At 65.6% G+C, this 21,737-nt stretch carries 17 protein-coding genes and 5 pseudogenes; 14 read left to right on the plus strand and 8 right to left on the minus strand.

The annotated features are described in order from the left end of the window. Positions 1-49: 49 nt before the first annotated feature. Positions 50-943, minus strand: a complete 894-nt coding sequence (locus QP977_RS06965) for a Cof-type HAD-IIB family hydrolase (protein WP_147766722.1) — start codon at positions 941-943, stop codon at positions 50-52. A 183-nt stretch (positions 944-1,126) separates the two neighbouring features. Between QP977_RS06965 and QP977_RS06970 the strand changes: the two genes are divergently transcribed. Further along, positions 1,127-2,578 (plus strand): glyceraldehyde-3-phosphate dehydrogenase, encoded by a 1,452-nt coding sequence (locus QP977_RS06970; RefSeq protein ID WP_147766724.1) that lies wholly within the window; start codon positions 1,127-1,129, stop codon positions 2,576-2,578. A 104-nt stretch (positions 2,579-2,682) separates the two neighbouring features. Next, positions 2,683-2,922: a hypothetical protein gene (locus QP977_RS06975; RefSeq protein WP_147766726.1), complete on the plus strand. Its 240-nt coding sequence runs from the start codon at positions 2,683-2,685 to the stop codon at positions 2,920-2,922. A gap of 151 nt (positions 2,923-3,073) precedes the next feature. Here QP977_RS06975 and QP977_RS06980 read toward each other — a convergent pair. Beyond that, positions 3,074-3,328 (minus strand): annotated as a pseudogene (locus tag QP977_RS06980) (IS110 family transposase); the annotation flags it as partial. A 79-nt stretch (positions 3,329-3,407) separates the two neighbouring features. Then, complete coding sequence (locus QP977_RS06985; RefSeq protein WP_147766728.1) at positions 3,408-4,118, minus strand: IS6 family transposase; 711 nt, start codon at positions 4,116-4,118, stop codon at positions 3,408-3,410. Between the two features lie 11 nt (positions 4,119-4,129). Here QP977_RS06985 and QP977_RS06990 point away from each other — a divergent pair. Beyond that, positions 4,130-5,435 (plus strand): annotated as a pseudogene (locus QP977_RS06990) (ISL3 family transposase). Here QP977_RS06990 and QP977_RS10995 read toward each other — a convergent pair. Both QP977_RS10995 and QP977_RS11035 read right to left on the minus strand, forming a co-directional pair. Continuing rightward, positions 5,337-5,561 (minus strand): MerR family transcriptional regulator, encoded by a 225-nt coding sequence (locus tag QP977_RS10995; RefSeq protein ID WP_502543266.1) that lies wholly within the window; start codon positions 5,559-5,561, stop codon positions 5,337-5,339. The pseudogene QP977_RS06990 and the gene QP977_RS10995 overlap by 99 nt on opposite strands. After that, positions 5,556-5,609 (minus strand): annotated as a pseudogene (locus QP977_RS11035) (hypothetical protein); the annotation flags it as partial. The pseudogene QP977_RS11035 and the gene QP977_RS10995, both read right to left, overlap by 6 nt. Before the next feature lie 167 nt (positions 5,610-5,776). On the opposite strand from QP977_RS11035, the gene QP977_RS07000 reads away from it, so the two are divergent. The 4 genes from QP977_RS07000 (at position 5,777) to QP977_RS07015 (ending at position 11,367) form a co-directional block, all read left to right on the plus strand. Further along, entirely contained in the window at positions 5,777-8,482 is a 2,706-nt protein-coding gene (locus QP977_RS07000; RefSeq protein WP_070706057.1) for an ABC transporter ATP-binding protein/permease, read from the plus strand. Beyond that, on the plus strand, positions 8,482-10,203 hold the full coding sequence (locus QP977_RS07005; protein ID WP_147766730.1) for an ABC transporter ATP-binding protein: 1,722 nt from the start codon (positions 8,482-8,484) through the stop codon (positions 10,201-10,203). Before QP977_RS07000 ends, QP977_RS07005 begins: the two co-directional genes overlap by 1 nt. A 341-nt stretch (positions 10,204-10,544) precedes the next feature. Next, positions 10,545-10,847 carry a hypothetical protein gene (locus QP977_RS07010; protein WP_197914842.1) on the plus strand — a complete coding sequence of 101 codons (303 nt, stop codon included), beginning with the start codon at positions 10,545-10,547 and terminating at the stop codon, positions 10,845-10,847. A 133-nt stretch (positions 10,848-10,980) separates the two neighbouring features. Beyond that, the gene (locus QP977_RS07015; protein WP_224784025.1) at positions 10,981-11,367 is read left to right on the plus strand and encodes a YtoQ family protein; all 387 of its coding nucleotides are present in this window, start codon (positions 10,981-10,983) and stop codon (positions 11,365-11,367) included. Positions 11,368-11,411: 44 nt separating this feature from the next. Here QP977_RS07015 and QP977_RS07020 read toward each other — a convergent pair whose 3' ends face one another. From QP977_RS07020 to QP977_RS07030, 3 genes and pseudogenes are all read right to left on the minus strand, one after another. Then, positions 11,412-12,623, minus strand: a complete 1,212-nt coding sequence (locus QP977_RS07020) for an SMI1/KNR4 family protein (protein WP_160310022.1) — start codon at positions 12,621-12,623, stop codon at positions 11,412-11,414. A gap of 145 nt (positions 12,624-12,768) precedes the next feature. Continuing rightward, positions 12,769-13,426: pseudogene (locus tag QP977_RS07025) on the minus strand (alpha/beta hydrolase). 136 nt (positions 13,427-13,562) lie between these two features. Continuing rightward, positions 13,563-14,773: pseudogene (locus QP977_RS07030) on the minus strand (IS110 family RNA-guided transposase). A gap of 478 nt (positions 14,774-15,251) precedes the next feature. Here QP977_RS07030 and QP977_RS07035 point away from each other — a divergent pair. The 7 genes from QP977_RS07035 to QP977_RS07065 all read left to right on the plus strand — a co-directional run bounded on the left by QP977_RS07035 (position 15,252) and on the right by QP977_RS07065 (position 21,716). Further along, positions 15,252-15,755 carry an ECF transporter S component gene (locus QP977_RS07035; protein ID WP_224370287.1) on the plus strand — a complete coding sequence of 168 codons (504 nt, stop codon included), beginning with the start codon at positions 15,252-15,254 and terminating at the stop codon, positions 15,753-15,755. Positions 15,756-15,862: 107 nt separating this feature from the next. After that, positions 15,863-18,064, plus strand: a complete 2,202-nt coding sequence (locus QP977_RS07040) for an ATP-binding cassette domain-containing protein (RefSeq protein WP_241482400.1) — start codon at positions 15,863-15,865, stop codon at positions 18,062-18,064. A 173-nt stretch (positions 18,065-18,237) separates the two neighbouring features. Further along, a complete protein-coding gene (locus tag QP977_RS07045; protein WP_049189760.1) occupies positions 18,238-18,978 on the plus strand; it encodes an AMP-binding protein in 741 nt (246 codons plus the stop codon). Continuing rightward, positions 18,975-19,193: a hypothetical protein gene (locus QP977_RS07050; protein ID WP_224783744.1), complete on the plus strand. Its 219-nt coding sequence runs from the start codon at positions 18,975-18,977 to the stop codon at positions 19,191-19,193. Before QP977_RS07045 ends, QP977_RS07050 begins: the two co-directional genes overlap by 4 nt. Beyond that, positions 19,190-20,233, plus strand: coding sequence for an ABC transporter ATP-binding protein (locus tag QP977_RS07055; protein ID WP_049189759.1), 1,044 nt, complete (start codon positions 19,190-19,192; stop codon positions 20,231-20,233). Before QP977_RS07050 ends, QP977_RS07055 begins: the two co-directional genes overlap by 4 nt. After that, positions 20,230-20,982 (plus strand): ABC transporter permease, encoded by a 753-nt coding sequence (locus QP977_RS07060; RefSeq protein ID WP_070438218.1) that lies wholly within the window; start codon positions 20,230-20,232, stop codon positions 20,980-20,982. Before QP977_RS07055 ends, QP977_RS07060 begins: the two co-directional genes overlap by 4 nt. Further along, complete coding sequence (locus tag QP977_RS07065) at positions 20,979-21,716, plus strand: ABC transporter permease (RefSeq protein WP_049189757.1); 738 nt, start codon at positions 20,979-20,981, stop codon at positions 21,714-21,716. The genes QP977_RS07060 and QP977_RS07065 overlap by 4 nt, the downstream gene beginning before the upstream one ends. Positions 21,717-21,737: the final 21 nt, after the last annotated feature.

Here is a 21,737-nt window from a genome sequence, read left to right on the forward strand (position 1 = left end):
TTCAACCTTTCTAACTTACCGCTCCAGTGGGGTAAGGGGTCAATTGCAGTTAGAGGTTGAACAGCTCGCGCAGCGTCGTGATGACGCCTTCCTCCGCGTTCGACGGTGCGATGTCGGTGGCGCGGCGTTTGATTTCCGGGTGACCGTTGGACATGGCAAACGAACGGCCTGCGTGGTCGATGAGCTCGAGATCATTCAGGTAGTCAACGAAGCAGACAGTTTCGGCAGGAGAGATACCTAGGGCCTCCTGCAGGGCGGCGAGTGCCGTGCCCTTGTTGGTGTTGGCGTCGATGAGGTCGACCCAATGTGCACCGGAGACTACCGCGCGCAGGTGCGGGCTCTGGGAACGCAAGTAATCGGCGGATTCGTCTTCGACGGAGTAAGGATCAAAGGCGGCAATTTTGACGATGCCGTCCTCGGCGGCGGCGGCGATGACATCATCGACCTTCTGCAGCTTCAAATAGTACTTGGCGGCCTCGTTGAATTGCAGCTGCTGAACTTCCTCCGGAATATTGAAATGCGGCGGGAAAAACTCCACGTATGCGCTGGCAGCGCCGCAGATGATAACCGATAGAGGAGTGCGCCCCGCTGCCACGCGGTTGTCGTTGAACTGGCGGATCGCGTGTACCAACTGGGTGACGATGTCGTGGTCGATACTGGTAACCGAGACCACCTCGCCCGCATCCGCGACATAGTTGCCGTTTTCCGCAATGATTGGGATGCGGTGTGCAATGGGGGCGAACTGGTCGGCCAGAGTTGCGTACTGGCGGCCCGACGCGGGAGCGAAGTGGACACCGCGGTCGAGCAGCTCCGTGACTACCGGCCAAAAGGACTCCGGGATTTCCTTGTCTTCATTTAGTAGAGTCCCGTCCATATCCGTGACTACAAGGCGGTATGGCGGCTGGGCGGGAGATTGCTGCTGGATATCCAGGGGTTCCGTCATGGCTCTTATTCTAACGGGTAAGTAGGGTTCAATTTTCTTCCTTGAGGTGTCTCCCGGTGTCTCCCCCGATTGGGTGAAAGCTGGGCCACAATACGGGGTACCCAGTTGAGGGCGATAGCCGGTGAATAGCGTGTGCGGGGTATTTTGAGGGGGAACTCATACTCATTTAAGCCAGGAGGATTTATGTCGGATTCGGCCCCCATCAAGCGCAATGACTGGAATGAGCGCATCAGCCTTGCAGAGCAGATGATCCCCCTCCTGGGACAACTGCGCCGCAACAATGATGTCGTGACTTCAATCTTCGGCCGCCGACTGGAAAACGTTACCGAGACCGGCATCATTAAGTCGCACCGCTACGCCCGTCGCATCACCTCGCAGGAGCTGCCCCTGAGTCAGACCCTGCCGATTCTGCAGGAACTGGTGAAGATGGATCTCGGCACCGCCTCCATTGACCTGGGCGCCCTGGCTACCAGCTTCGAAGAGGAAGGCGGCGATCTGCGCGCATTCCTCGAGCGTGAGCTTGCCGACGTCATCGGTGCCGGGACACAGACCCCGAAGACCGACATTGTCCTCTACGGTTTCGGCCGCATCGGCCGTCTGCTGGCTCGCATTCTGCTGGCTCGTGAGGCACTGTTCAACGGCCCGCGCCTGCGCGCTATTGTGGTTCGCCAGAATGGTGAGGACGACATTGTCAAGCGTGCTTCGCTGCTGCGCCGTGACTCCGTCCACGGTGCATTCGACGGCACCATCTCGGTTGACCGCGAAAACAACATTATTTGGGCAAATGGCACCCCGATTCAGGTCATTTACTCCAATGACCCGGCAACTGTTGACTACACCGCCTACGACATTAACGATGCGATTGTCATCGACAACACCGGTCGTTGGCGTGACCGCGAGGGACTGTCACAGCACCTTCAGTCCAAGGGTGTTTCCAAGGTTCTGCTTACCGCGCCGGGCAAGGGCGATGTGAAGAACATCGTCTACGGAATTAACCACAGCATCATCGAGGACTCTGACAACATTTTGTCGGCAGCCTCCTGTACTACCAACGGCATCACCCCGGTGCTGAAGGTCGTCAATGACAAGTGGGGCGTCGAGTTCGGTCACGTCGAGACCGTCCACTCCTTCACCAATGACCAGAACCTGATTGACAACTTCCACAAGGGTTCCCGCCGTGGTCGCGCAGCCACCCTGAACATGGTTCTCACTGAGACTGGTGCCGCAAAGGCCGTCGCCAAGGCTCTGCCGGAGTTCGAGGGCAAGCTGACCGGTAACGCGATCCGCGTTCCCACCCCGGACGTTTCCATGGCGGTGCTGAACCTGACTCTGGACACTGAGGTCGACCGCGACGAGGTTAACAACTACCTGCGCGAAGTTTCCCTGAAGTCCGTCCTGCGCCAGCAGATTGACTACATCCACTCACCAGAAGTGGTCTCCACCGACTTCGTTGGTTCCACCCACGCAGGCATCGTTGATGGCTTGGCCACCATCGCCAATGGTAAGCACCTGGTGCTCTACGTCTGGTACGACAACGAGTTCGGTTACTCCAACCAGGTCGTTCGCATCGCTGAGGAGATTGCCGGTGCTCGCCCGCGCGTCTACCCGAAGCGCAAGCACATCGACGAGCTCTAAGTCGGCGGTCCTGGGCTTGAGCTGTTGAGCCCTCGAACGCCCTCTTCCCCCTCCTAAACCACGGGGTTTGAGGCGATGGGGAGGGCTTCGAGGCGCTCGTCGACGTGCCGGACGGGGTCGGAGAGATTTTCCTGTCCATCGACGACGACCTGGATTCCGCGTATGAGCCGTTCGAGTTGGTGAGGATTGTGGTCCTGCCGGAACTGGGCGACGAGGATCTGGTTTTCGGCCTCCAGTTCCGGGCCTCCGGCGACATCGAGCACCGGCGGGGGATGAAGATCCGGCAAAGTGATTTCGGGATCGTCGAATACGGCTCGGCGGAAGTGGCCCTGTTCGGCGTCTAGGTGACGGTCGCCACTCGGTCCCGATCCGCGTGGGGGTCCCTATGTGGATTGTCAATAGTCAGGCGGGACTTTCACGTACATCGTATGGTGGTGTAGCCGTGACTGATCGCCGGTCCGCATCGTGCGGGCCGGCGGTGATTAGCGCAGCGGCCTACGCAGCCGTGGCGATGGTTCTAGCAGGGATTTCTCGGAAGAACTCACGCCGAGTCAACAGGGCATAGATGACGTTGCAGCGGCTCCGGGCAAGCCGCATCACCGCGGCATTGTGCTTCTGTCCTTCAGTCCGTTTACGCAGGTAGTAGTCGCGCGATGCGGGATGGCAGTTCGACGCGATCCACGCCGATTGAAACATCGCGTTTTTCAACTGTTTATTGCCGGCCCTGGTGGGAAACTCGCCGCGGACCGACGGTGCTGTTGCAAAGTTGGGCGGAGAGCAGCGAAGACTCAGTTTCTCATTCCCTGATGGCCGCTGCGTGTGGGCGTTCTCAGGCCGTCTCGAACACCCGGTTGACGATCACCGCGTCCGGGTTCGGTTGCCCGTGGGCAAACATCGTGCCTTGCCCTTTCCGCAATGAGTGCATCGCCTCCATCCCTTTCAACGTCCGATATGCAGATGTCCGGTTCTTAAACGCGCCTTTCGGCCCGAGGATCCGCTTCAGCCGACCATGGTCGCCTTCCAGGATGTTGTTGAGGTATTTCACCTGCCGGTGTTCCACTGTTGGCGGGCAGATTCCCTCTGACTTCAACTCGGCGATTGCCCTGGCTAGGGAGGGTACTTTATCGGTGTTGATCACTCTGGGATACCCGGCTGATGCATTGGATCTGAGGGCCTTGGCCAGGAAACGCTTCGCTGCGGCCACGTTCCGCTTCGGAGAGAGGTAAAAGTCCAGGGTCTGACCACCGGCGGTGATCGCCCGATAGAGATAGCACCACTTCCCGCCGACCCGGATATAGGTCTCATCCACCCGCCAGGAACTGGCCTGCCAGTCAGGTACCTGCCGGTACCACCGTGTTTGCTTGTCCAGCTCAGGGGCGTATTTCTGGACCCAGCGGTAGATCGTGGTGTGATCGACCGGCACGCCCCGCTCGGTCATCATTTCCTCCAGATCGCGGTAGCTCACCCCGTAGCGGCAGTACCACCGCACTGCCCACAGAATGATGTCACGGGGGAAATGACGACCGGAGAAGATACCCATGGCTGTGATTAATTCACGTCGCTCTTCCTACTGCCCCAACTTTGCAACAGCACCCAGAAATCGGCTTGACGATCACCGGAGCCGCCGACGCCGGAACCTTCACCATCATCGACGCCGCCCCGGTCGCTGTCGAGGGGCACTGCCCCGACTGCACCCAACCCGGGAAACTGCGTGATCACACTGTCCGCCGACTGGTTGACCTGCCGGTCGTGGGGTTTCCCACCCGCCTGCACGTTCGTGTCCCCCGATTCACCTGCACCAATCAACAATGTCGGAGGAAAATCTTCCAAGCCTCCCTCAACTGCGCCAATGACGGGGCCAAGCTCACCGACCGGGTGACCGGCTGGATCCTCCAGCGACTGGCCATCGACTGGATGAGCGTGGCCGCCACCGCCAAGGCCCTCGGGGTGGGGTGGGAACTGGTCAATCAGGTAGCTGTGGACGCCTGCCGCAAGTTCGTCTACGACAACCCCTCCCATCTGGACGGGGTGCGCATCCTCGGGGTGGATGAGCACGTGTGGAAGCACACCCGAAAGCCAGGCCAGCCGTCGAACCTGGTGACGATCCTGGTCGACCTTACCCCGCTGGCCGATGGCCGTGGGCCGGCCCGACTACTGGATATCCGGCCTGGCCGCAGCGCGGACGTGCTGCGCACGTGGCTGCAGGAACGCGACCCTGGTTTCCGCAGCCAGGTGCAGGTGGTGACCATGGACGGCTTCACCGGCTACGCCACCGCCGTCGACCAGGTTCTGCCGCAGGCGAGGAAGGTGATGGATCCGTTTCACGTCGTGCATCTGGCCGCGGACAAGCTCACTGGCTGCCGGCGGAGGCTCCAACGTGAGACCACGGGGCGGCGTGGACGCAAGGATGATCCGCTGTACAAGCACCGGCGGACCTTGCTGGCCAGGAGGAACTACCTCGCCGAGCGGCAGAACAGGCGGCTGGACCTGTTGTGGGCCACCGATGACGAATACGTGGCACTCGAGGTCACGTGGATGGCTCTCACAGGACATGATCCAGGCCTACGGGCACCCGAAGACATCGGAGGGCAAGAAGTTGAGGATCATCAACACCCTGCGTAAGGGCGTGCCGAAAGGTCTGGAGGAGCTGGCCCAGCTGGGTCGGACGTTGTGGCGCCGGCGCGAGGACGTGCTGGCTTACTTCGACATCGGGGCGTCCAACGGGCCGGTCGAGGCCATCAATGGCCGGTTAGAGAATCTACGGGGGATCGCCCTGGGGTTCCGCAACCTCGACCACTACATCTTGCGGTGCCTGATTCACTCCGGGCAGCTGCACACCCGGATCAACGCACTCTAAATCGTGAAGAACCCGTAAAGCGGAAATCAATTCGAGGCGCTCGCGGTGCGCGGGACCGTAGACGGACGTGGTCTGGTTCTTCTTCGCCCCGGGCGGAAGCAGGCCCTCGCGGATGTAGTACTTGATGGTCGCGGTCGACGTGTCCGTGGCCGCCGCGAGCTCGCCGAGCTTCATCGTGCCGCCCTTTCGATCGGGGATGGCCGCATTGGGCAGTGGCGCTACCTTGCCGATGGTCGGACGCCATGGAACCTGTCATATAGTTAGGCTAGGCTGTCCTTCAAATGTCTGCGTCGGCCCCGTGCGCTTTGCGACGGGACCCATCCTCGAAAGGTGAGTGGTCGATGGCGAAGGGGTTTGAGGCCGTCGTACTCCGTGGCCTGGGCGCCAAGGAACATGCGGTGACCGTGATCGGGAAACGCCGGCTCGCGCCGCACTTCATCCGGGTCACGTGCCGCTCGGAAGGGCTGCTCGATCCGAAGGGGGAAGCGCCGGCGAACTGGCTGCGCCTCTGGTTCCCCGACCCCGACGGCGGCCCGAAGGAGTTCCAGCGCGGCTACACGCTCGTCGATCCCGATCCGGCGACCGGCGAGTTCTCCATCGATTTCGTCATACACGAGCCCGCCGGGCCCGCCTCGCACTGGGCGGTGAACTGCGAGGAAGGCGACCGGATCGTCGCCATGCGCTACGGCGAGCAACCCTTCGCCCTGCCCGAGCCGCCCCCGGCGGGGTACCTGCTGCTCGGGGACCTCGCCGGCTATCCGGCGATCCGCGCCCTGGTCGCCGCCATCCCCGAGGACAGCCCCGTGGTCGTCTACCTGGAGCGGCACAGCCCCGACGACGACCACATCGCCCTGCCCGAGGGCCCGAACATCACCGCGTCCTGGGTCGACGAGCTTCCCGACGGGCAGGCGCTGGTCCAGGCGATCAGCGACGGGGACTGGGCCGGCTGGTACGCCTGGGTGACAGCGGAAACCGCGTCGACCCGGCACGCGAAGACACTGCTGCAGAAGAAATTCGGACTCAACCGAGCGACCTTGCACGCGCATGCCTACTGGGTCCGCGGACGCCAGATGGGCAAGACGCAGACCATCGATTCGGCGGGTCCGGAGGCAACCGAGGCGAAGGGCGCGTCGGCTGCGCCTGCCGCCGCCGACGCGGACGCCGCCTCCGATGTCAACGTCATGGCGGCTGCCTCCGCTGCCTCCGGCGCCTCGGCCACCGCCGGCACCACCGGCGCTTCGTCCAGCGCCTCCACGTCCGCAAGTGCCGGCGCCGTCGGCTCCACCGACGCTCCCGAACCCCGGCAAACCCCCGGCGCCGACGCCGGCAAGGGGGGTGTGCTCCGGCCGCTCAAGCGTCCGCTCATCGCCGCAGGCATCGTCGAGGGAGCGCTGTCCCTGCTGCAGCTGAGCCCCTTCATCCTGTTCGCGGAACTGGCCCGGCTGTTCGTCGAAGGGGCACCTGCGGAGGCTTTCGCCAAACCGGCGATCTGGGCGGTGGTCGCGATGGCCGTCTCGGCGGCGGGGACGACGCTGCTGGTGCTGTGGCTTCACTTCCTGGACGCCAACTTCGCCACGGCGCTGCGGCATCGCCTCTTGGCGAAATTCTCCCGGCTGCCGTTGGGCTGGTTCATGCGCGGCCGGGCGGCCGACGTCAAAAAGATTGCCGGCGATGACGTCAGGGCACTGCATTACCTGGTCACCCACGCGGTGCCCGACATCGTCGGCGCCGTCGTCGCGGCGCTGGGCAGCCTGATCTACCTGTTCGCCGTCCAATGGCGATTGGGCCTGGTACTGCTGCTGCCGATCGTCGCCTACATCTACGTCATCAAGGGAATCCAGCGCCGCGACAAGGACAAGGTGCTGCAGAACCAGCGGTACGAGGTGCTGGCGGCGGGCCAGACCCAGGCCTTCATCGGCTCGCGCGGGACCTCCGCGGTCTTCGGGCCGAAAGCGGTCGTCGACCTCGAGGGCACGCTGCGGGAATCCGGTGATTTCATGGCCGATTGGCAGCGCGACACCGGCCCCCGCAAGATCATCGCGGTGATGACGAACCGCCCCACCACGGTGCTGGGCGTGCTTCTAGTGGCGGGATTCGCGATGGTCGTGGCGGGCTGGATGCCGGCGACGGATCTGATCCCCTTCCTCATCCTGGGCACGTCCTTCGGCGGCCGGCTGCTGAACCTCGGGTTGGGCGTGGCCAGTTTGTCGGGCGGACTTGACGCCAAAGCCAGCGTCGAGCTTTTACTGGCGACGCCGGAGCTCGCGCCCCCGGTGGATTGTCCCGCGCCCCCGGGCCACGTGCGTTTCGACCACGTCGATTTCACCTACGGCGGCGGCCGGAAGGTCATCGACGATCTTTCCCTCACGCTGGAGCCCGGCAGCGTCACCGCGCTGGTGGGCCCCTCGGGGGCGGGCAAGTCGACGGTGGCGGCGTTGCTGGCCCGGCTGTGGGACGTCACCGGCGGTTCCGTGAGCATCGACGGGGTCGACGTGCGCGATCTCACCCAGGAGCAGCTGTATTCCTCGGTGTCGGTGCTGTTGCAGGATGCCCAGCTGGTGCATGCGAGCATCCGCGACAACATCGCGCTGAACCGTCCCGAGGCGACCGACGCCCAGATCCGCGAGGCTGCGGAGGCCGCGGACGTGCACCGGGTCATCGAAGCGCTTCCCGACGGCTACGACACCGTGGTCGAACCGAACCGTCTTTCCGGCGGCGAACGCCAGAGGGTGGCCATCGCCCGCGCGCTGCTGGCGAACACCCCGATCGTCGTGTTGGACGAGGCCACTGCCGCGGCCGACCCGGACTCCGAGGCCGCGATCCACCGTGGGCTCGAACGCCTGCTGGCGGGCAAGACGGTGCTGATGATCGCGCACCGGCTGCACACGATCAAGAATGCCTCGCGGATCCTCGTCCTGGACGAGGGGAAAGTGGTGGAAGAGGGCACGCATTCCCGGCTCGTCGCGGCGGGTGGGGCTTATCGGCGGATGTGGGATGCGCATTGCGGCGCACCCGTGTCCGTCGCCGTTGAATCGGAGGAGAACTGATGTTGCGGGATCTGCACTTCGTCGTCGGGGGAGGTCGTCCCCTGTGGTCCTTCTTCGGCGCGGTTGCCGTGTCGGCACTGCTCCAGGTGGCGGCCGTCGTTACCCTCTACCCGCTGTTGGGCGCGCTGTTCTCGGCGGACCCCGGGGCGGCGTTGCCGTGGCTGGCGCTGTTGCTGCTGTTCGTGGCCTGCAGTTGGGGTGTCGACATCTTCGCCGCCCACAGGGGGCTCGATCTGGGCATCGCCGTCATGCGCGAGATCCACAGCAACGCCCCGGGTGCCGTGCTTTCGTGGCCGGATGCTCGGCTGACTTCCGAAAAGGAAGGTGCCATCCGCGATTTGGTCACCAAGGCCAGCACGGTCACCTCGGCGGTGATCCTGCTGATCGGGCCCGTGATCACCTCGATTGTGTTCATCTTCGGGTTGGGCATCGGGCTGCTGCTCGTCTCTCCCGCGCTTGGCGCGGTGACGTTCCTCGGCGGCATCGCTTGCCTGGGGTCGCTGTGGGCGTCGGCGAAGCTGGAGGACAGGTCCACGGCGGAGTTTGCGGCGGCCAATGCCGGTCTCGATGACAGGCTTTTCGAGTTCGCGCTCGTGCAGCCGACCTTGCGCACCGCGCGCCGGGTGGACGCGAGCACCCGATTGGTTGACCGGGCCATCGCCGAGGCGCGGCGGAAGACCCGCAGGGTCCTGCTTTGGCAGATCCCCGGGCAGCAGGTGTTCACGGTCGTGGTTCAGCTGGTGCTGTTGGCGTTTGGGTTCACGGTGTGGTGGTCCTACGACCGTTCGGCGTTGACCGGAGCCGCGGCTGCCGCGTCGATTGTGGTGTTGCTCCGGGTCGTCGAGCAGGCCAACGTTCAGGCGGGATCGGTGGGGGCCGTCGTCGAGCTGCGGCGCTCCCTGTCCGAAGTGCGCGAGCTGATGGAAGTCGAGCGGGTCCGCGCCGGCGGCCCGGGCGAGGGCCCCGCCACGGTGGAGGTCCGGGGCGTCGATGTCACGTTCCCCGACGGCACGACGGGGCTCGACGGCATCGACGTGGACTTCGCGCCGGGCACGATCACGGCCGTCGTCGGCCCGTCCGGCAGCGGCAAGTCGACGCTGGTGTCGCTGCTGGCCGGGCTGACGGTTCCCGGCGTGGGCACGGTCGACGTTGACGGGAAACCGGCTTCCCCCGGTGACCTGCGCGGCCGCGCCGCGATGGTGTTCCAGCGCACCGTCCTGCACACGGGGTCGATTCGCAACAACCTGCTCGCCGTGAACCCGGATCTGACGCAGCCGGAATTGGATGCGATCGCCGTCAATTGCGGCCTGGCCGAGGCGATCGAGCGCTTGCCCGATGGCTGGGACACTCCCGTCGGCGAGCTGGGCAATCGGCTGTCCGGGGGCGAGCGGCAGCGGCTGGGCCTGGCCCGCGCCCTCGCCAAGCCGGCATCGATCCTGCTTGTCGACGAAGGCACCTCGGCCCTGGACGGGCGCAATGAGCGGACGGTGACCGATGCCCTGTCTGGGCTGCGCGGCTCGTACACGACCGTGGTCGTCGCCCACCGCCCCGCGATGGTGGAGATCGCCGATCGCGTCATCGTCATGGAATTGGGGCGGGTGGTGGAAGCTGGCCCCATCGATGAGTTGGAGAAGGCCGATGGGCCCTTCGCCCGCATCGCGGAGCAGTGGCGGGAAGCGGCGACGTGGGGGATTGGCGAGGCGCAGAGCGTCAGCGGATAGCGGTCCCGGGCCCCGCCGGTGGCGGTCCAGGGCGCCGGCATGAGCCGGCGGGTGGTGGGCCGGGCCCCGGGGCCGGTGGCCGACCCGGGTGTCGGCCGTTTGCGTGGCGACGGGACGTCGTAAAGCGTCGGGGATGGCACGCCCCCGCATGGCCTGTGCGCGTCGACGATTGCCACCGTCAGCTTCGGCGTACTTGGGCATCGTGCGCGGGAACCGGCGGGCGCACGCGGGCAACATGATCAGCTCGTACGTCGACAAGTTGATCGGATTCGGGTTCGCCGCGCCGAGAAACACCTCCGCCCTCAGTTGCGCGGCAAACGGCGAAGCCGCGATCGGCCCTGATGCCAGTTGCTTCGATCCCAAAGCTGGATGGGCTCGTTGCGCGCCGGGTACCGGAGCGCCGGGTCGACGACTTCGTCGACGTCGTCGAACTCGGCGGCCGACTCGATCATCTCGGCGAAAACGAAGCCCGCCAGATCCGGGGCCAGGCGCAGGTCTTCGGAATCGCCGTCGGACGAAGATCCCGAACTCGGCGAAACGGTCGGCAGCCTCGGAGAGGACCAGATACTCCTCGGGCCACGGCGCGAGTCTCCTCGGCGCTCTCACGTCCCGACTGCGCAACCGCCGCTGAACGCGATCAATGAGGGCCACTCGGGTATGGTGCGCCGATGAACGGGGGAGGTGCGGGGGCACATCCAAGTTTCAGTGAAGGAGTAATCGGCCATGAGCTTCAACGTGTACCTTTCCGGCGAGATCCACACCGATTGACGTGAGGAAATCCAGCGCGGCGCCGAGGCCGCCGGACTGGACGTGGTCTTCACGGCGCCGGTCACCGATCACGACGCCAGCGATGCCGCCGGCGACCACTTGGGAGAGGCGCCCGCCGGGTTCTGGCGCGACCACCAGTCGTCGAAGGTCAACTCCATCCGGACCCGCACGCTGATCGAGAAGGCCGACATGGTCGTCGTGCGCTTCGGCGACCAGTACAAGCAGTGGAACGCCGCCTTCGACGCCGGCTACTGCGCGGCCCTGGACAAGCCGTACGTCACGCTTCACGGCGAGGACATCGTCCACCCGCTCAAGGAAGTCGACGCCGCCGCCCAGGCGTGGTGCACGACCACCGACCAGGTCGTGGAGATCCTGCGCTACGTGCTCGAGGCGTAACGCCACCGTCGGGGAGTCGCACGCACCGGCCGGTGGAGGTGGAGCTACCCGCGCTCCCAGAGCTGAATCGGCTCGTGGCGCTCCGGATACCGCAGAACCGGGTCCACCAGCTCATCCACCTCCGAGAATTCGAGGAACCCCATCGAGTCGTCGTCACGCACGATCAGCGGACGCGCGAAGAGTTCGCGGAGCGCCGCGGCCTGCTCCTGCCCCAGGTAGGGCTCGTGCGACTGGAGCCAGGCTTCCGCGTTACGACGGGGCTCGCCCTCACCCAGGTAATCGTCGTCGTAGAACTCGGCGGAAGCGACGACCATCTCCGCGAAAATGAACCCGGCGAGATCCGGCGCGAGACGCTCATCCTCCTGCTCATCGTTCTGCAGCAGAACCACGGGGACCGGACCCGCGCCGGCGGCCCCGGTGCGGAAGCAATAGAGGTTGCCGCCGGGCTCCATCCCGAAGGGCAACAGGCCCTCGGCGGGATCGATGTTCCGGAAATCGTCCGGCTCCGCAAACATCTCCAATCGGCGGGCGATGTCCTTGGCCCCGAGCAGCTCGAAGTTCGTGCTGAAGTGCAGCAGCGGGACTTCGTCGCCGGTGGGGGACATGCCCACCATGCCGTCGTCGGCGATCGTCAAGTACTCCTCGGGCCATGTGAGCCCATGTGCGGCCGAGACCTCGCGCAATTCCGCCGAGGTGGTCATGGCACCGTTCCTTCGTTCAAGTGGTCTTGACCCAGAATCTAGCAAGATGGGGGCAGGATGTCCCGGCATCGGAGGCTGGGCCACGGGCCGACGCACGCGCGCAGAAGAGCGCGCACCGTTGAGGAGGAACATGACATGGCCACGACGAAGCAGAAACTCGGCACGGCGGGAGAAGAACTCGTCGCCAAGCATGCCCGTTGCCCGGGGTGCAAGCGCACCGACAAGTCGTTCAAACTCCTGCCCCCGAACTTCAAATGTGCCGATCTCGTCTGCGACTTCTGCGGCTACCTGGCTCAGGTGAAGTCGAAGCGGATCAAGGGGGAACTGCCGGACACCATCACCGGCACGATCCTCGGTGCCGCATGGGGCTCGCAGCGTGAACGCATGGAAGCGGGCATCTACTTCAGCCTCTACGTCGTCCTGGTCAATGAGGTCGGGCAGGCCAGCATCTACTTCCTGCCCCGCGACCTGCAAACCGCGGAAGTGTTCGTCCCCCCGGAAGCCTCTCGGCCCGGAGGCTCGGCGCGCCGGGTGGCAGGGCTTTATGATCGACATGGACAAGACCATGGCCGACGTCGTCCGCATCTCCGACGGCGACGTCGAGGAGTTCGTTCTCCGCGCATGACCCGGGAGTGCGGAGTACACATATTCGTAGATCAGGGGCGTCTGATCCTTGGGGAAAGCCAGCCTGCGGTGCGGCTCACCGCTCGTTGACGGCAGTCGGGACGTGCCGTGCGAGAAAGGCCAGCTGTTCGGCGACGTTGTGCTCGAAGGCATCGCCGACGTAGATGTCGAAGTGCCCGCCGGGCTGCATTCGCACTTCGCCCTTCGGGGCCTTCCGCACATGCCGCAGGGTGGGGCCCGGCGGGGCCAGCGTGTCGTTCTCGTAGACCGCGAAGTGCGCCGGGGACTGGATCTTGCGGGCGTGTCGTCCCGGGAAATAGCGCAGAATATCCAACCCGAATCGTGCCGTGATGTCCGAGCGGATGTCATCTCCGGCGGGCACAATTGCTTCGATGCCCGCCACGCAGTCGGGCGCCGTCATCAGGGCGGTCGACCCCGTCGAGGCCCCGCGCATGGGTGATCGCGGAGTTCCAGTCCTCGAGCTGACGCCGCACCGACAGGAGCTGACGGGGCTCCCCGGCGCTCGCACCGAAGTGCCTGTAGTCGAACACCAGGCAGCGGTAGCCGGCGGCGCTGAAACGCTCGGCGAAGGCATCGAGGCGCATCTGGCGTACCCCGCCGAGACCGTGGGCCATCACGATGATCGGCCCCGGGGCAGGGGCGTCGTCGGGGACGTACAGCCACGCGGCGCAGGATCCATCTCCAGAGGGGAAGGTCACGTCAGATCTAGTCATGGCGTTAACCCCAGGGGGGTGTCCCTATGTGGATTGTCAATAGTCAGGCGGGACTTTCACGTACATCGTATGGTGGTGTAGCCGTGACTGATCGCCGGGCCGTATCATGCGGGTCGGCGGTGATTAGCCCAGCGGCCTACGCAGCCGTGGCGATGTTTCTAGCAGGGATTTCTCGGGAGAGCTTACGCCGAGTCAACAGGGCATAAATGACGTTGTAGCGCCGCCGGGCAAGGCACATCACCGTGGCATTGTGCTTCTGTCCTTCAGCCCGTTTACGCAGGTAGTAGTCGCGCGATGCGGGATGGCAGTTCGACGCGATCCACGCCGATCGAAACATCGCGTTTTCAACTGTTTATTGCCGGCCCTGGTGGGAAACTCGCCGCGGATCGACGTACCCGACTGCCGGGTGGTCGGCGCGATGCCGGCGTAAGCGGCCAAGTGCGCGGCGTCGGCGAAGTCCTGGCAATCGCCGATGGACAACAAGATGTTAGAGGCAGTCTTGATGCCTACGCCGGGCATCGACATCAAGACCTGGGCAAGAGGGAACGATTCGAGCATCTCCGAGCCATGTCCGGCGATCGTGTCGCGCTGTGCTTGAAGCGCTTTGATGTTCGCCGCCAGCTGGGGAATGACCAATTCTGCTGCCGCCATGCCGGGTACCGTGACAGTTTGCTCGGCAAGGGCGGCGAAAATTGCGAGGGCAACAGGGTCCTTCTTGGCGCGGTTGCGCATCCACTTCAGGACCCGGCCTCGACCTGCGGCGGCCAGTTTTGTCGGACCTTCGTAGTGGATGAGCGAGTCCAGCACCAGCGTGCGCGAGAGAATCTCGCCTGCAAAGACGCGCTCGAGTGCGGGGTGAATCTGTGTGAGCACGCTGCGAAGGCTGTTTTTCGTTCGGGTGGCGTCTTTGACGATGTCGTCGTGGAATCCGGCGAGCATCTTCAGCGCTACTAGTGTCTCGTCGTCGCGGTCGACTGCCCGCAGTGTGTGCGGCATGGTGCGGGCGGTGTCGGCGATGATGAATGCATCCCGGCGGTCAGTTTTTGATCGTCCAGGGTAGAGGTCGGCTGCTTTTCGCATGGCTAGGTCGGGGAGGTCTCCGACCGTGCAACCGCAGTCGCGGGCCACTGCGATGGGCAGGGCGCCGATCGTGTTGGGTTGATCGACGACCATGAGAACGCTGCCGTGGGCTTGCATGGACGCGAAGATTTCGCGCCGTGCGGCTTCGTCTTGGGGCAGTGGTTTGTCGTAAATTCTCTCGCCGGTGTTGGTCAGCGCGCAGGCATGGTGGCCGGTTTTGCCGACGTCGAGGCCGATGATGATGTCGGGTGTTCTGGACGGTTCCATGGTGGTGTCCTTCTGTTGCGGCTGGTCGCCGGTGTCTTGGACATCCGTTGCAGGCACCCACGCTACGACGAGACCTCTGTTTGGTCCGTGTCCCTATTAGCTGTCAGCGGTTGTCCCCGGTGTCCGGCGGCAACACTCCGGATTATGGAAATGTTCACGCAGATAAGCCATGCCGGGCCCGGTGACCGCGCCCCGTGAGGGGGCACCATCACGGTAACGGGGGGGCGGGGGTAAGGTCAGCAAATTGAGCCTGGCGTAAGTCAATAAGCATTGCCTAACCTAATACTGTTTCAGGTGGTGTTCCCGATTGGGAATCGGCAACGGAAGCGAGGCGGCGACGATGAACGGAAAACGTGGATCGACCGGAGAACCCCTCTCCGGAGGGGAAGCCGGGGACGCGGGCCCAGACGGGACGGGTGACGGGCGGTTGGTGCACGTCGCACCGGTCGCAGCGGGTGGCCGACCATCCACCCGCGACATGCTCGTCGCCGCCGCAATCGGCGTCGCGGGGTCTCTCATCGTCGTGCCCCTGACTTACCTGCAGGTGTTCGCTGGCATCGCCCACGTTTATCTCGTCGCGGCGACGCTCGGGTTGTGGTTCCTGCCGTGCGTTGTTCCCCTCATCGTCGTCCGCAAGCCTGGCGCGAGCCTTATCGCGTGCCTTGCCATGGGCGTCGTGTCCGCAGCGACCACCCCGTTCGGCGTCGCCGCAATCGGGGCGCTGATTATGGAAGGATTACTCATCGAGCTTCCGTTCATGATCACCCTGTACCGGCGGTGGACGCGTCCCCAGTTCGTAGCATCGGCGATATTGTTCTCCGCGCTGATGGGAACGATGGCCCCGCGCGCAGTCGGCGTCGACTCGCCGACCACGCCCATGACCCTGATCAGCTTCGCCGTAGCCTTGGCATCGAGCCTGGTGTTTTTGGTCCTGGGCTTTGCCGTCGCAAAGGGGCTTCGCAGCCGCGGGGTCACCCGGTGACCGGCGGAGCACCCGCGTGCGCCGGTGCGACACGCGGGACGGCCCCGGCCCGGTTACGGGTTAGTGGTGCGGGCGTGCGGCACGCCGATGGGCGATGGGCACCCGACATGGTGGATCTCTCCTTCGATTTCGGCACGATTAACGCCATCACGGGACCCGTGGGATGCGGAAAGACGAGCCTGGCCCACCTTATCGCTGGACTGATCCCCTCGCACATCCCCATCGACCATGCCGGATTTGTGCACATCGTCGATGCCGACGGCACCGAACGCCCCGTGGACGGGGACCGGGTCACCTTCGTCGGGCAAGATCCGGCGACGCAGGTGCTCACGCTCCGAGTCGTCGATGACGCGTCCATGGCCCTCGAGTTTTCCCTCGTGGAAGCCGACATCGTCGCCAAGCGATCAGCCGAGGCCCTATCGGAGCTCGGGCTGTCAGAGCTCGCGGAGAAGGATCCGTGGGCTTTGTCGGGTGGGCAACGCCAGCGGATGGCCATCGCCGGTGCGGTGGCCAGGGCGCCGGAGGTCATGATCTTCGACGAGCCCGCGGCCCACGTCGACGAGGACGGTCGGCGGGCGCTGTTCGCCGCCATCCGTGATTTGCGGGCCCCGGGGCGCGTCATCCTGCTCATCGAGCACGACCTCCGTCCGTTCGACGGGTGGGTTGACACGGTGACAATCCTCGATGCGGACGGGAGCGTCGCCGCGCACGGAGCGCCGGAGGGCATCGCGGTGAAGGGCATTGCGACGTCGGCCGCGACCGCCGGAGCGCCGGACGCCAGTACGCCGGGCACGGGGGCACCGGACCGTCCCGATTTGGAATCGGAGGCGGATGCCGTTCCACTGCTGGCCTTGACCGGAGCCCATGTGACCCGGGGCAGGGAGCGGATCCTGAACGGGGCCGAGCTGACACTGGAACGGGGCGAGATCCATGCCCTGGTCGGCACCAACGGAGCTGGTAAGTCCACCTTGCTGGCGGTGCTGTCGGGCCAGATGAAGGCGGGAGCGGACATCCGGATCGACGGCGAGCCAGCCCGGCGCGCTCCCGACGCCTTCGCGTCGTTGGCGTTCCAGAACCCCGAGCACCAGTTCACCCGCGCGACCGTCGCCGCGGAAATCGACTCCGCGCTGGCCGGCACGGACCCGCACGGGCCACTCGGCACCGATGAGCTGCGGAAACTGCGGGAAGCCCTGTGCCCCCGGGCACTTGACCCCGTCTCGCCGTTCGTCCTGTCGGGCGGACAGAAAAGACGGTTGGGCATCTTCCTGGCGGTGGCAGCCAATCGCCGTTTGCTGCTTCTCGACGAGCCGTTGGCGCACCTGGATTCGCCGAGCTCGCGCATCGTACTGGATGCCCTAGCGGAATACGCCGGGGCCGGCGGAACCGTTGTGTTCACGTGCCACGACCGCCGTGTCGCGCGAACGTGGGCGGATCGGGCGAGCATCGTCGCCGAAGGGAAGGTCGCCTGGTCCGGTCCCGCGGCCGCCGTGCCGGCTGCCCCGGAGTCGTCCCGGCGGGATCGCGCACTGCCCGCCGCCGGCGCACGGACGTCCGGGGACGAAAGCCCCTGGACCGGTGGATCCGCCGCTCGGAGGCGCGCGGGGTTGAACGCCATCACGATCGTCGCGGCGGTGATGCTCGTCCTCGTCGCCGGGCTGCTCTCCGGCGGAGACGCCGTTCTCGCGCTGACTGGGGTGGCGTTCCTCGCACTCGCTGCGATCGCGGAACGCGACGTTCGGGCGACGGCGGGGAAGGTCCTTCTCGTCCTGTTAATCGGGGTGTTCTTCGGCCTGCTCGGGTGGCGCTCCGAGTTCTACGGAGGTGGGGATCCGGCGGAGGCCGTCCGCCACGGCATCCATCACGGACTGCTGCTGACGGCCGTGTTCGCGGGGACGGTCCTGGTCTCCGCGTGCATGCGCGTCGAGGAGCTTTTCGACGCCATGGTGCAACGCCTCCGGGTGCCCTACACATGGTGCACCATAGCGATTGCCGGGGTGAGCATCGCGGCGTTCCTGCGCAGCGAAATCCCCCAGCTGACATGGGCGATTAGATTGCGCTCGATGCGACCGGAGCAGTCTTTCCGCTCCGGCTTCATCCGCGCGACGACGCCCGCGCGCATCGCCTTTCCCCTGTTCGTCAGCGCCGTGCGCTGCGCCGAAAAGCTGTCCCTGACCCTGGCGATGCGCAACTTCGGCCGCCATCCGTGGCGCACCTTCCGCACCAATCACCCCTGGCGAGTGCGTGACGGGTTCGCGGCCGCAGCGTCCGCCGCGGCCTTCGTCGCCGCCCTGGTGTCCGCAGTGACTTGACGGGCACCCGGAACCGGCGGGTCCCGGGCCCACGAGCGGTTCCGAGCTTGTGCGGAGACGCGCCCCACCCAGTTTCTTCACCCTTTCCACCCTTCAGACACATCCGCCGGGTCACGCCATGCGGCCCGGTCCGCCCGGCACCGGCATGGCGCCGACAACCGAAAGAGGTACCAATGAACACGATCCGGACCATCAGCGACGTGCTTCGGGACAAGGCCGATGAGACGAAAAAGGGGATCACCTTCGTCGAGAATCGGCGGGACGTCTTCGTCCCGTATGGCCGGGTCCATGCGGAGGCGGTGGCGGGCCCGGTTGACGTCGACAGGGTGCGGACGCTCTCGGACATGATGCCCGGGGCCCCGATCCTGGTCGACGAACGCAGTCACACGCTGCTCACCGGCGCAAACGGTGCCGTGGTCGTGGGCGAGGACCGGCTGCTCGACGTGTCCATCGTCAATGACGCTGCCGCGGAACCGGGTGCGGCGATGCCGGGTGATGCTGAATCGGACTTCTCTCAGGCGGGGGACGTGGATTCCGGGGATGGCTCCGGGGCGGTCCCCGCGTTCCCGGTGCGAGGTGGGACGGCCGGCGAAGCCCTTATCCAGTTTTCGTCCGGCTCCACGGGATCGCCAAAGGGCGTCATCGTAACCAACGAGTCCGTGCTGAACGGTCTGCACGCGACGATCCCACGCCACGCACACCGGTACGAGAACAAGATGCTCACGTGGCTACCTTTGACCCACAACCTTTCGCTGATCGGCTTCCACGTCTACGCCCTTTTTCGTGGTTACGACCAGGTGTTGCTGCCGGTTTCCGAGGTGGTCGCCGATCCCCCGAGGTGGTTCGAGGCCGTGACCAGGCACCGGCCGAAACGACCGTCGTCCGGGCGACCGGCCCGGGTTCCTACAAAATGACCGCGGCGATTGCTGCCGCCACCGTTGTGGCGGTCGCGGGGAAGCCGGTCGCGCCGGGGTGCCGGGATCTCGTCGGCCACCCCCGGCTCCTCGAACCGGTCCTCGCCTTCGCCCGCGATGCGGGCATCCATATCGAGGTGCCGCATGACAACCCGACCACGGGGCCGCTGCCGACAGCGGCCCACTGCGATACCAAAGGAAAGGGGAAACGATGACGGATCAAGCTGAACGAGGTGCGGCGATTGTCGTCCGCGACCTCACGAAGAGCTACCCGATTGCGGGCAAAGCGGGCACCCCGCCCGAAGGCGGGGCAGGTGCCCCGCCGGACGGCGGCCGCAAGGGAAAGCGCGGTGCCCGGATGCGCAAGCATGTGCTCGACGGCGTGAGTTTCACCGTGCCCACCGGGGCGATCGTGTCGTTCCTCGGCCACAACGGTGCAGGCAAGACCACCCTCATCCGAATCCTGTCGACGCTCATCACCGCCGACTCCGGCGAGGTGAGCATCTTCTCGCGCGATGTGAAAGAGGACCCGGCGGGCGTGCGCGCTGACATTGCCACCACCGGCCAATTCGCGGCGATCGACGAGAACCTCACCGGCCGGGAGAACCTGGAGTTCTTCGGGCGGCTGCGCGGACTCGACCGCGCCGCCGCGGCCGCCCGCGCGACGGAACTGCTCGCGCAATTCTCGCTCGCGGACAGTGCCTCGACGCTGGCGTCGGCCTATTCGGGTGGCATGCGGCGCCGCCTCGACATCGCCGCGTCGCTGTGCGTCGTGCCCAGGCTGCTGTTCCTCGACGAACCCACGACGGGGCTGGACCCGGTCAGCCGCGAAGAGCTGTGGGGCTTCATCCGGCAACTGCGGGACGACGGAATGACCCTGGTGCTGACCACCCAGTACCTGGAAGAGGCGGAGGCGCTGGCAGACCACGTCCATCTGCTCAAGGATCGCCGCATCGTCGCCAGCGGAACGCCGGAGGAATTGCGCCGCGACTTCGGGTCGCACGTGCTCCGCGTGTCCTTTGCCACCGCCGCCGAGGCGGAGGCGTTCGCCCGCTGCCTCGGGGGAACGTGCCTGGACGGCGCCCGCGTCGCGGGGAAGTCGGTGTCCCTCGACGTCGACCCCGGACCGCGGGTCCTCGAGGCGGTGGCGCAGGCGATGGAGGCCTCGGAAGCGTCGCCGGATTCGCTGAGCGTGTCGCCGCCCACCCTCAACGAGGTGTTCATATCGATGAACGCAGGGGGTGCGGCGCGATGAGTGCGACGTCGGTCGCGGCGTTTCTCCGCCGGGATCTGCTGCTGTTGCGACGCAACACCGCGTCGCTGATCTCCATGTTCGTAGTTCCGCCGCTCTTCCTGCTGTGCCTGTACGCGGTGTTTGGGTACTCGGCGGGGCAATCCGGCTTCGGGTACCTGCGTTTCGTGCTCGGCGGCTGCCTGTTCCAGGCGGCGATGTTCACCGCCGCGGCGTCGGCGATGGCAGTGGGACAGGACGTCGAGTCCGGGCTCGTTGACCGCGTGCGCGTGTTGCCCGGGGCCACAGGCGGCTATGTCGCCGGCAGGCTCGCCACCGATGTGCTGCGGATGTCCGCGTCGATCGCGGCGCTGCTGGTCGTCGCGTGGTCCTGCGGCCTCGACATGGCTATCGGTGACGTCGCGTGGACTGTCCTGTGGTCGCTGCTCGCCGCGGCGGTCCTGTCCCTGGTCACGGACGGGGTGATCCTGATGGTGCCCGCCCCGGTGTCGACGGCCTCATCGATCCAGGCGCTGGAAATGCTGCTGCTCATGTTCTCCACCGCGTTCATTCCGGCGACCGCTTTGGACGGCTCCCTTCGCGACGTCGTGCGCCACATGCCTTTTTCGCCGGTGATCGAGGTGATTAGGGCGGCGTCCCCGGACGCCTTCCCGGATCGCGCCGGGGAAGAGGCCGCCCTGTGGCTCGGTGTCGCGGCGGTCGCCGGAATCGTCCTGTTCATCCGCCGGTTCACCTCGAGGAGCGAATCATGATCGGCCCCATCTTCGTGCATCTGCGGCGCATCGCCCACATTTGGCTGCGGCGCCCCGACTTCTGGTTCATGACGTTCATTGCTCCGCTCGTGTACCTGTTCATCGTCAACCGCATGTTCGGTGGCCTGGTCAGGCAGCTCACCGGAGAGTTCGAACTCCCGAACGCGGTCATCCTGGTCGTGACGGCGTGGGCGTTCATCCTGGCCATCACGGGATCGTCCACCGTGTTCGTTGAACGCAGCAATGGCCTCCACGAGCGGTTAATCACCATGCCGGCGCCGTACGCGGCCGTGCCGGCCGCACGGATCATCGCCGAGTTCATCCGGATCATGGCGATGACGGCCGTCGTCGCGGCGGTGGCCGCCTTGCTTTCCGACAGCCCCCCTGAGGCGTCCTGGTGGTGGAGGATCGCGATGACCGGCGCGATGGTTGCCGCGGCGGCCGCATGCACCGGCACGTACATCGCGTTCTCCATCACCAGCCCCCAGGGCTCCGTGGCCCTCATCCCGTTAATCATCGTTGCGATGTTCGTCAACACGGTGCTCATGCCCGCCGACCACTTCCGTCCTCTCCTGCGCGGAATCGCCGGGCACACCCCCGTATCCGCGGCCGGCGAGGCCGTCAACGGCACCGGGGCTGCGGGTCTGGTGGTCTGCGCGGCCTGGTTCTTAGGCATCGCCGTGCTCGCGGCGTGGGGCATCGCCGTGAAAACGAGGCCGGGGGAGTCTGCATGACGGGCACGTCCACGGGGGCAT

The sequence above is a fragment of the Corynebacterium sp. MSK012 genome (assembly GCF_030232435.1).
In the GTDB taxonomy this organism is placed as follows: Bacteria; Actinomycetota; Actinomycetes; order Mycobacteriales; family Mycobacteriaceae; genus Corynebacterium; species Corynebacterium jeikeium_D.

Coding starts and splice junctions, on each gene's coding strand:
- QP977_RS06970 (WP_147766724.1), top strand. CDS start 1,127: ATGTCGGATTCGGCCCCCATCAAGCGCAATGACTGGAATGAGCGCATC.
- QP977_RS06985 (WP_147766728.1), bottom strand. CDS start 4,118: ATGGGTATCTTCTCCGGTCGTCATTTCCCCCGTGACATCATTCTGTGG.
- QP977_RS07000 (WP_070706057.1), top strand. CDS start 5,777: ATGGCGAAGGGGTTTGAGGCCGTCGTACTCCGTGGCCTGGGCGCCAAG.
- QP977_RS07065 (WP_049189757.1), top strand. CDS start 20,979: ATGATCGGCCCCATCTTCGTGCATCTGCGGCGCATCGCCCACATTTGG.
- QP977_RS07045 (WP_049189760.1), top strand. CDS start 18,238: ATGAACACGATCCGGACCATCAGCGACGTGCTTCGGGACAAGGCCGAT.
- QP977_RS07060 (WP_070438218.1), top strand. CDS start 20,230: ATGAGTGCGACGTCGGTCGCGGCGTTTCTCCGCCGGGATCTGCTGCTG.
- QP977_RS07055 (WP_049189759.1), top strand. CDS start 19,190: ATGACGGATCAAGCTGAACGAGGTGCGGCGATTGTCGTCCGCGACCTC.
- QP977_RS07020 (WP_160310022.1), bottom strand. CDS start 12,623: ATGTCGATCATAAAGCCCTGCCACCCGGCGCGCCGAGCCTCCGGGCCG.
- QP977_RS06965 (WP_147766722.1), bottom strand. CDS start 943: ATGACGGAACCCCTGGATATCCAGCAGCAATCTCCCGCCCAGCCGCCA.
- QP977_RS07050 (WP_224783744.1), top strand. CDS start 18,975: ATGACCGCGGCGATTGCTGCCGCCACCGTTGTGGCGGTCGCGGGGAAG.
- QP977_RS07005 (WP_147766730.1), top strand. CDS start 8,482: ATGTTGCGGGATCTGCACTTCGTCGTCGGGGGAGGTCGTCCCCTGTGG.
- QP977_RS07010 (WP_197914842.1), top strand. CDS start 10,545: ATGCCAGTTGCTTCGATCCCAAAGCTGGATGGGCTCGTTGCGCGCCGG.
- QP977_RS07035 (WP_224370287.1), top strand. CDS start 15,252: ATGCTCGTCGCCGCCGCAATCGGCGTCGCGGGGTCTCTCATCGTCGTG.
- QP977_RS07040 (WP_241482400.1), top strand. CDS start 15,863: ATGGTGGATCTCTCCTTCGATTTCGGCACGATTAACGCCATCACGGGA.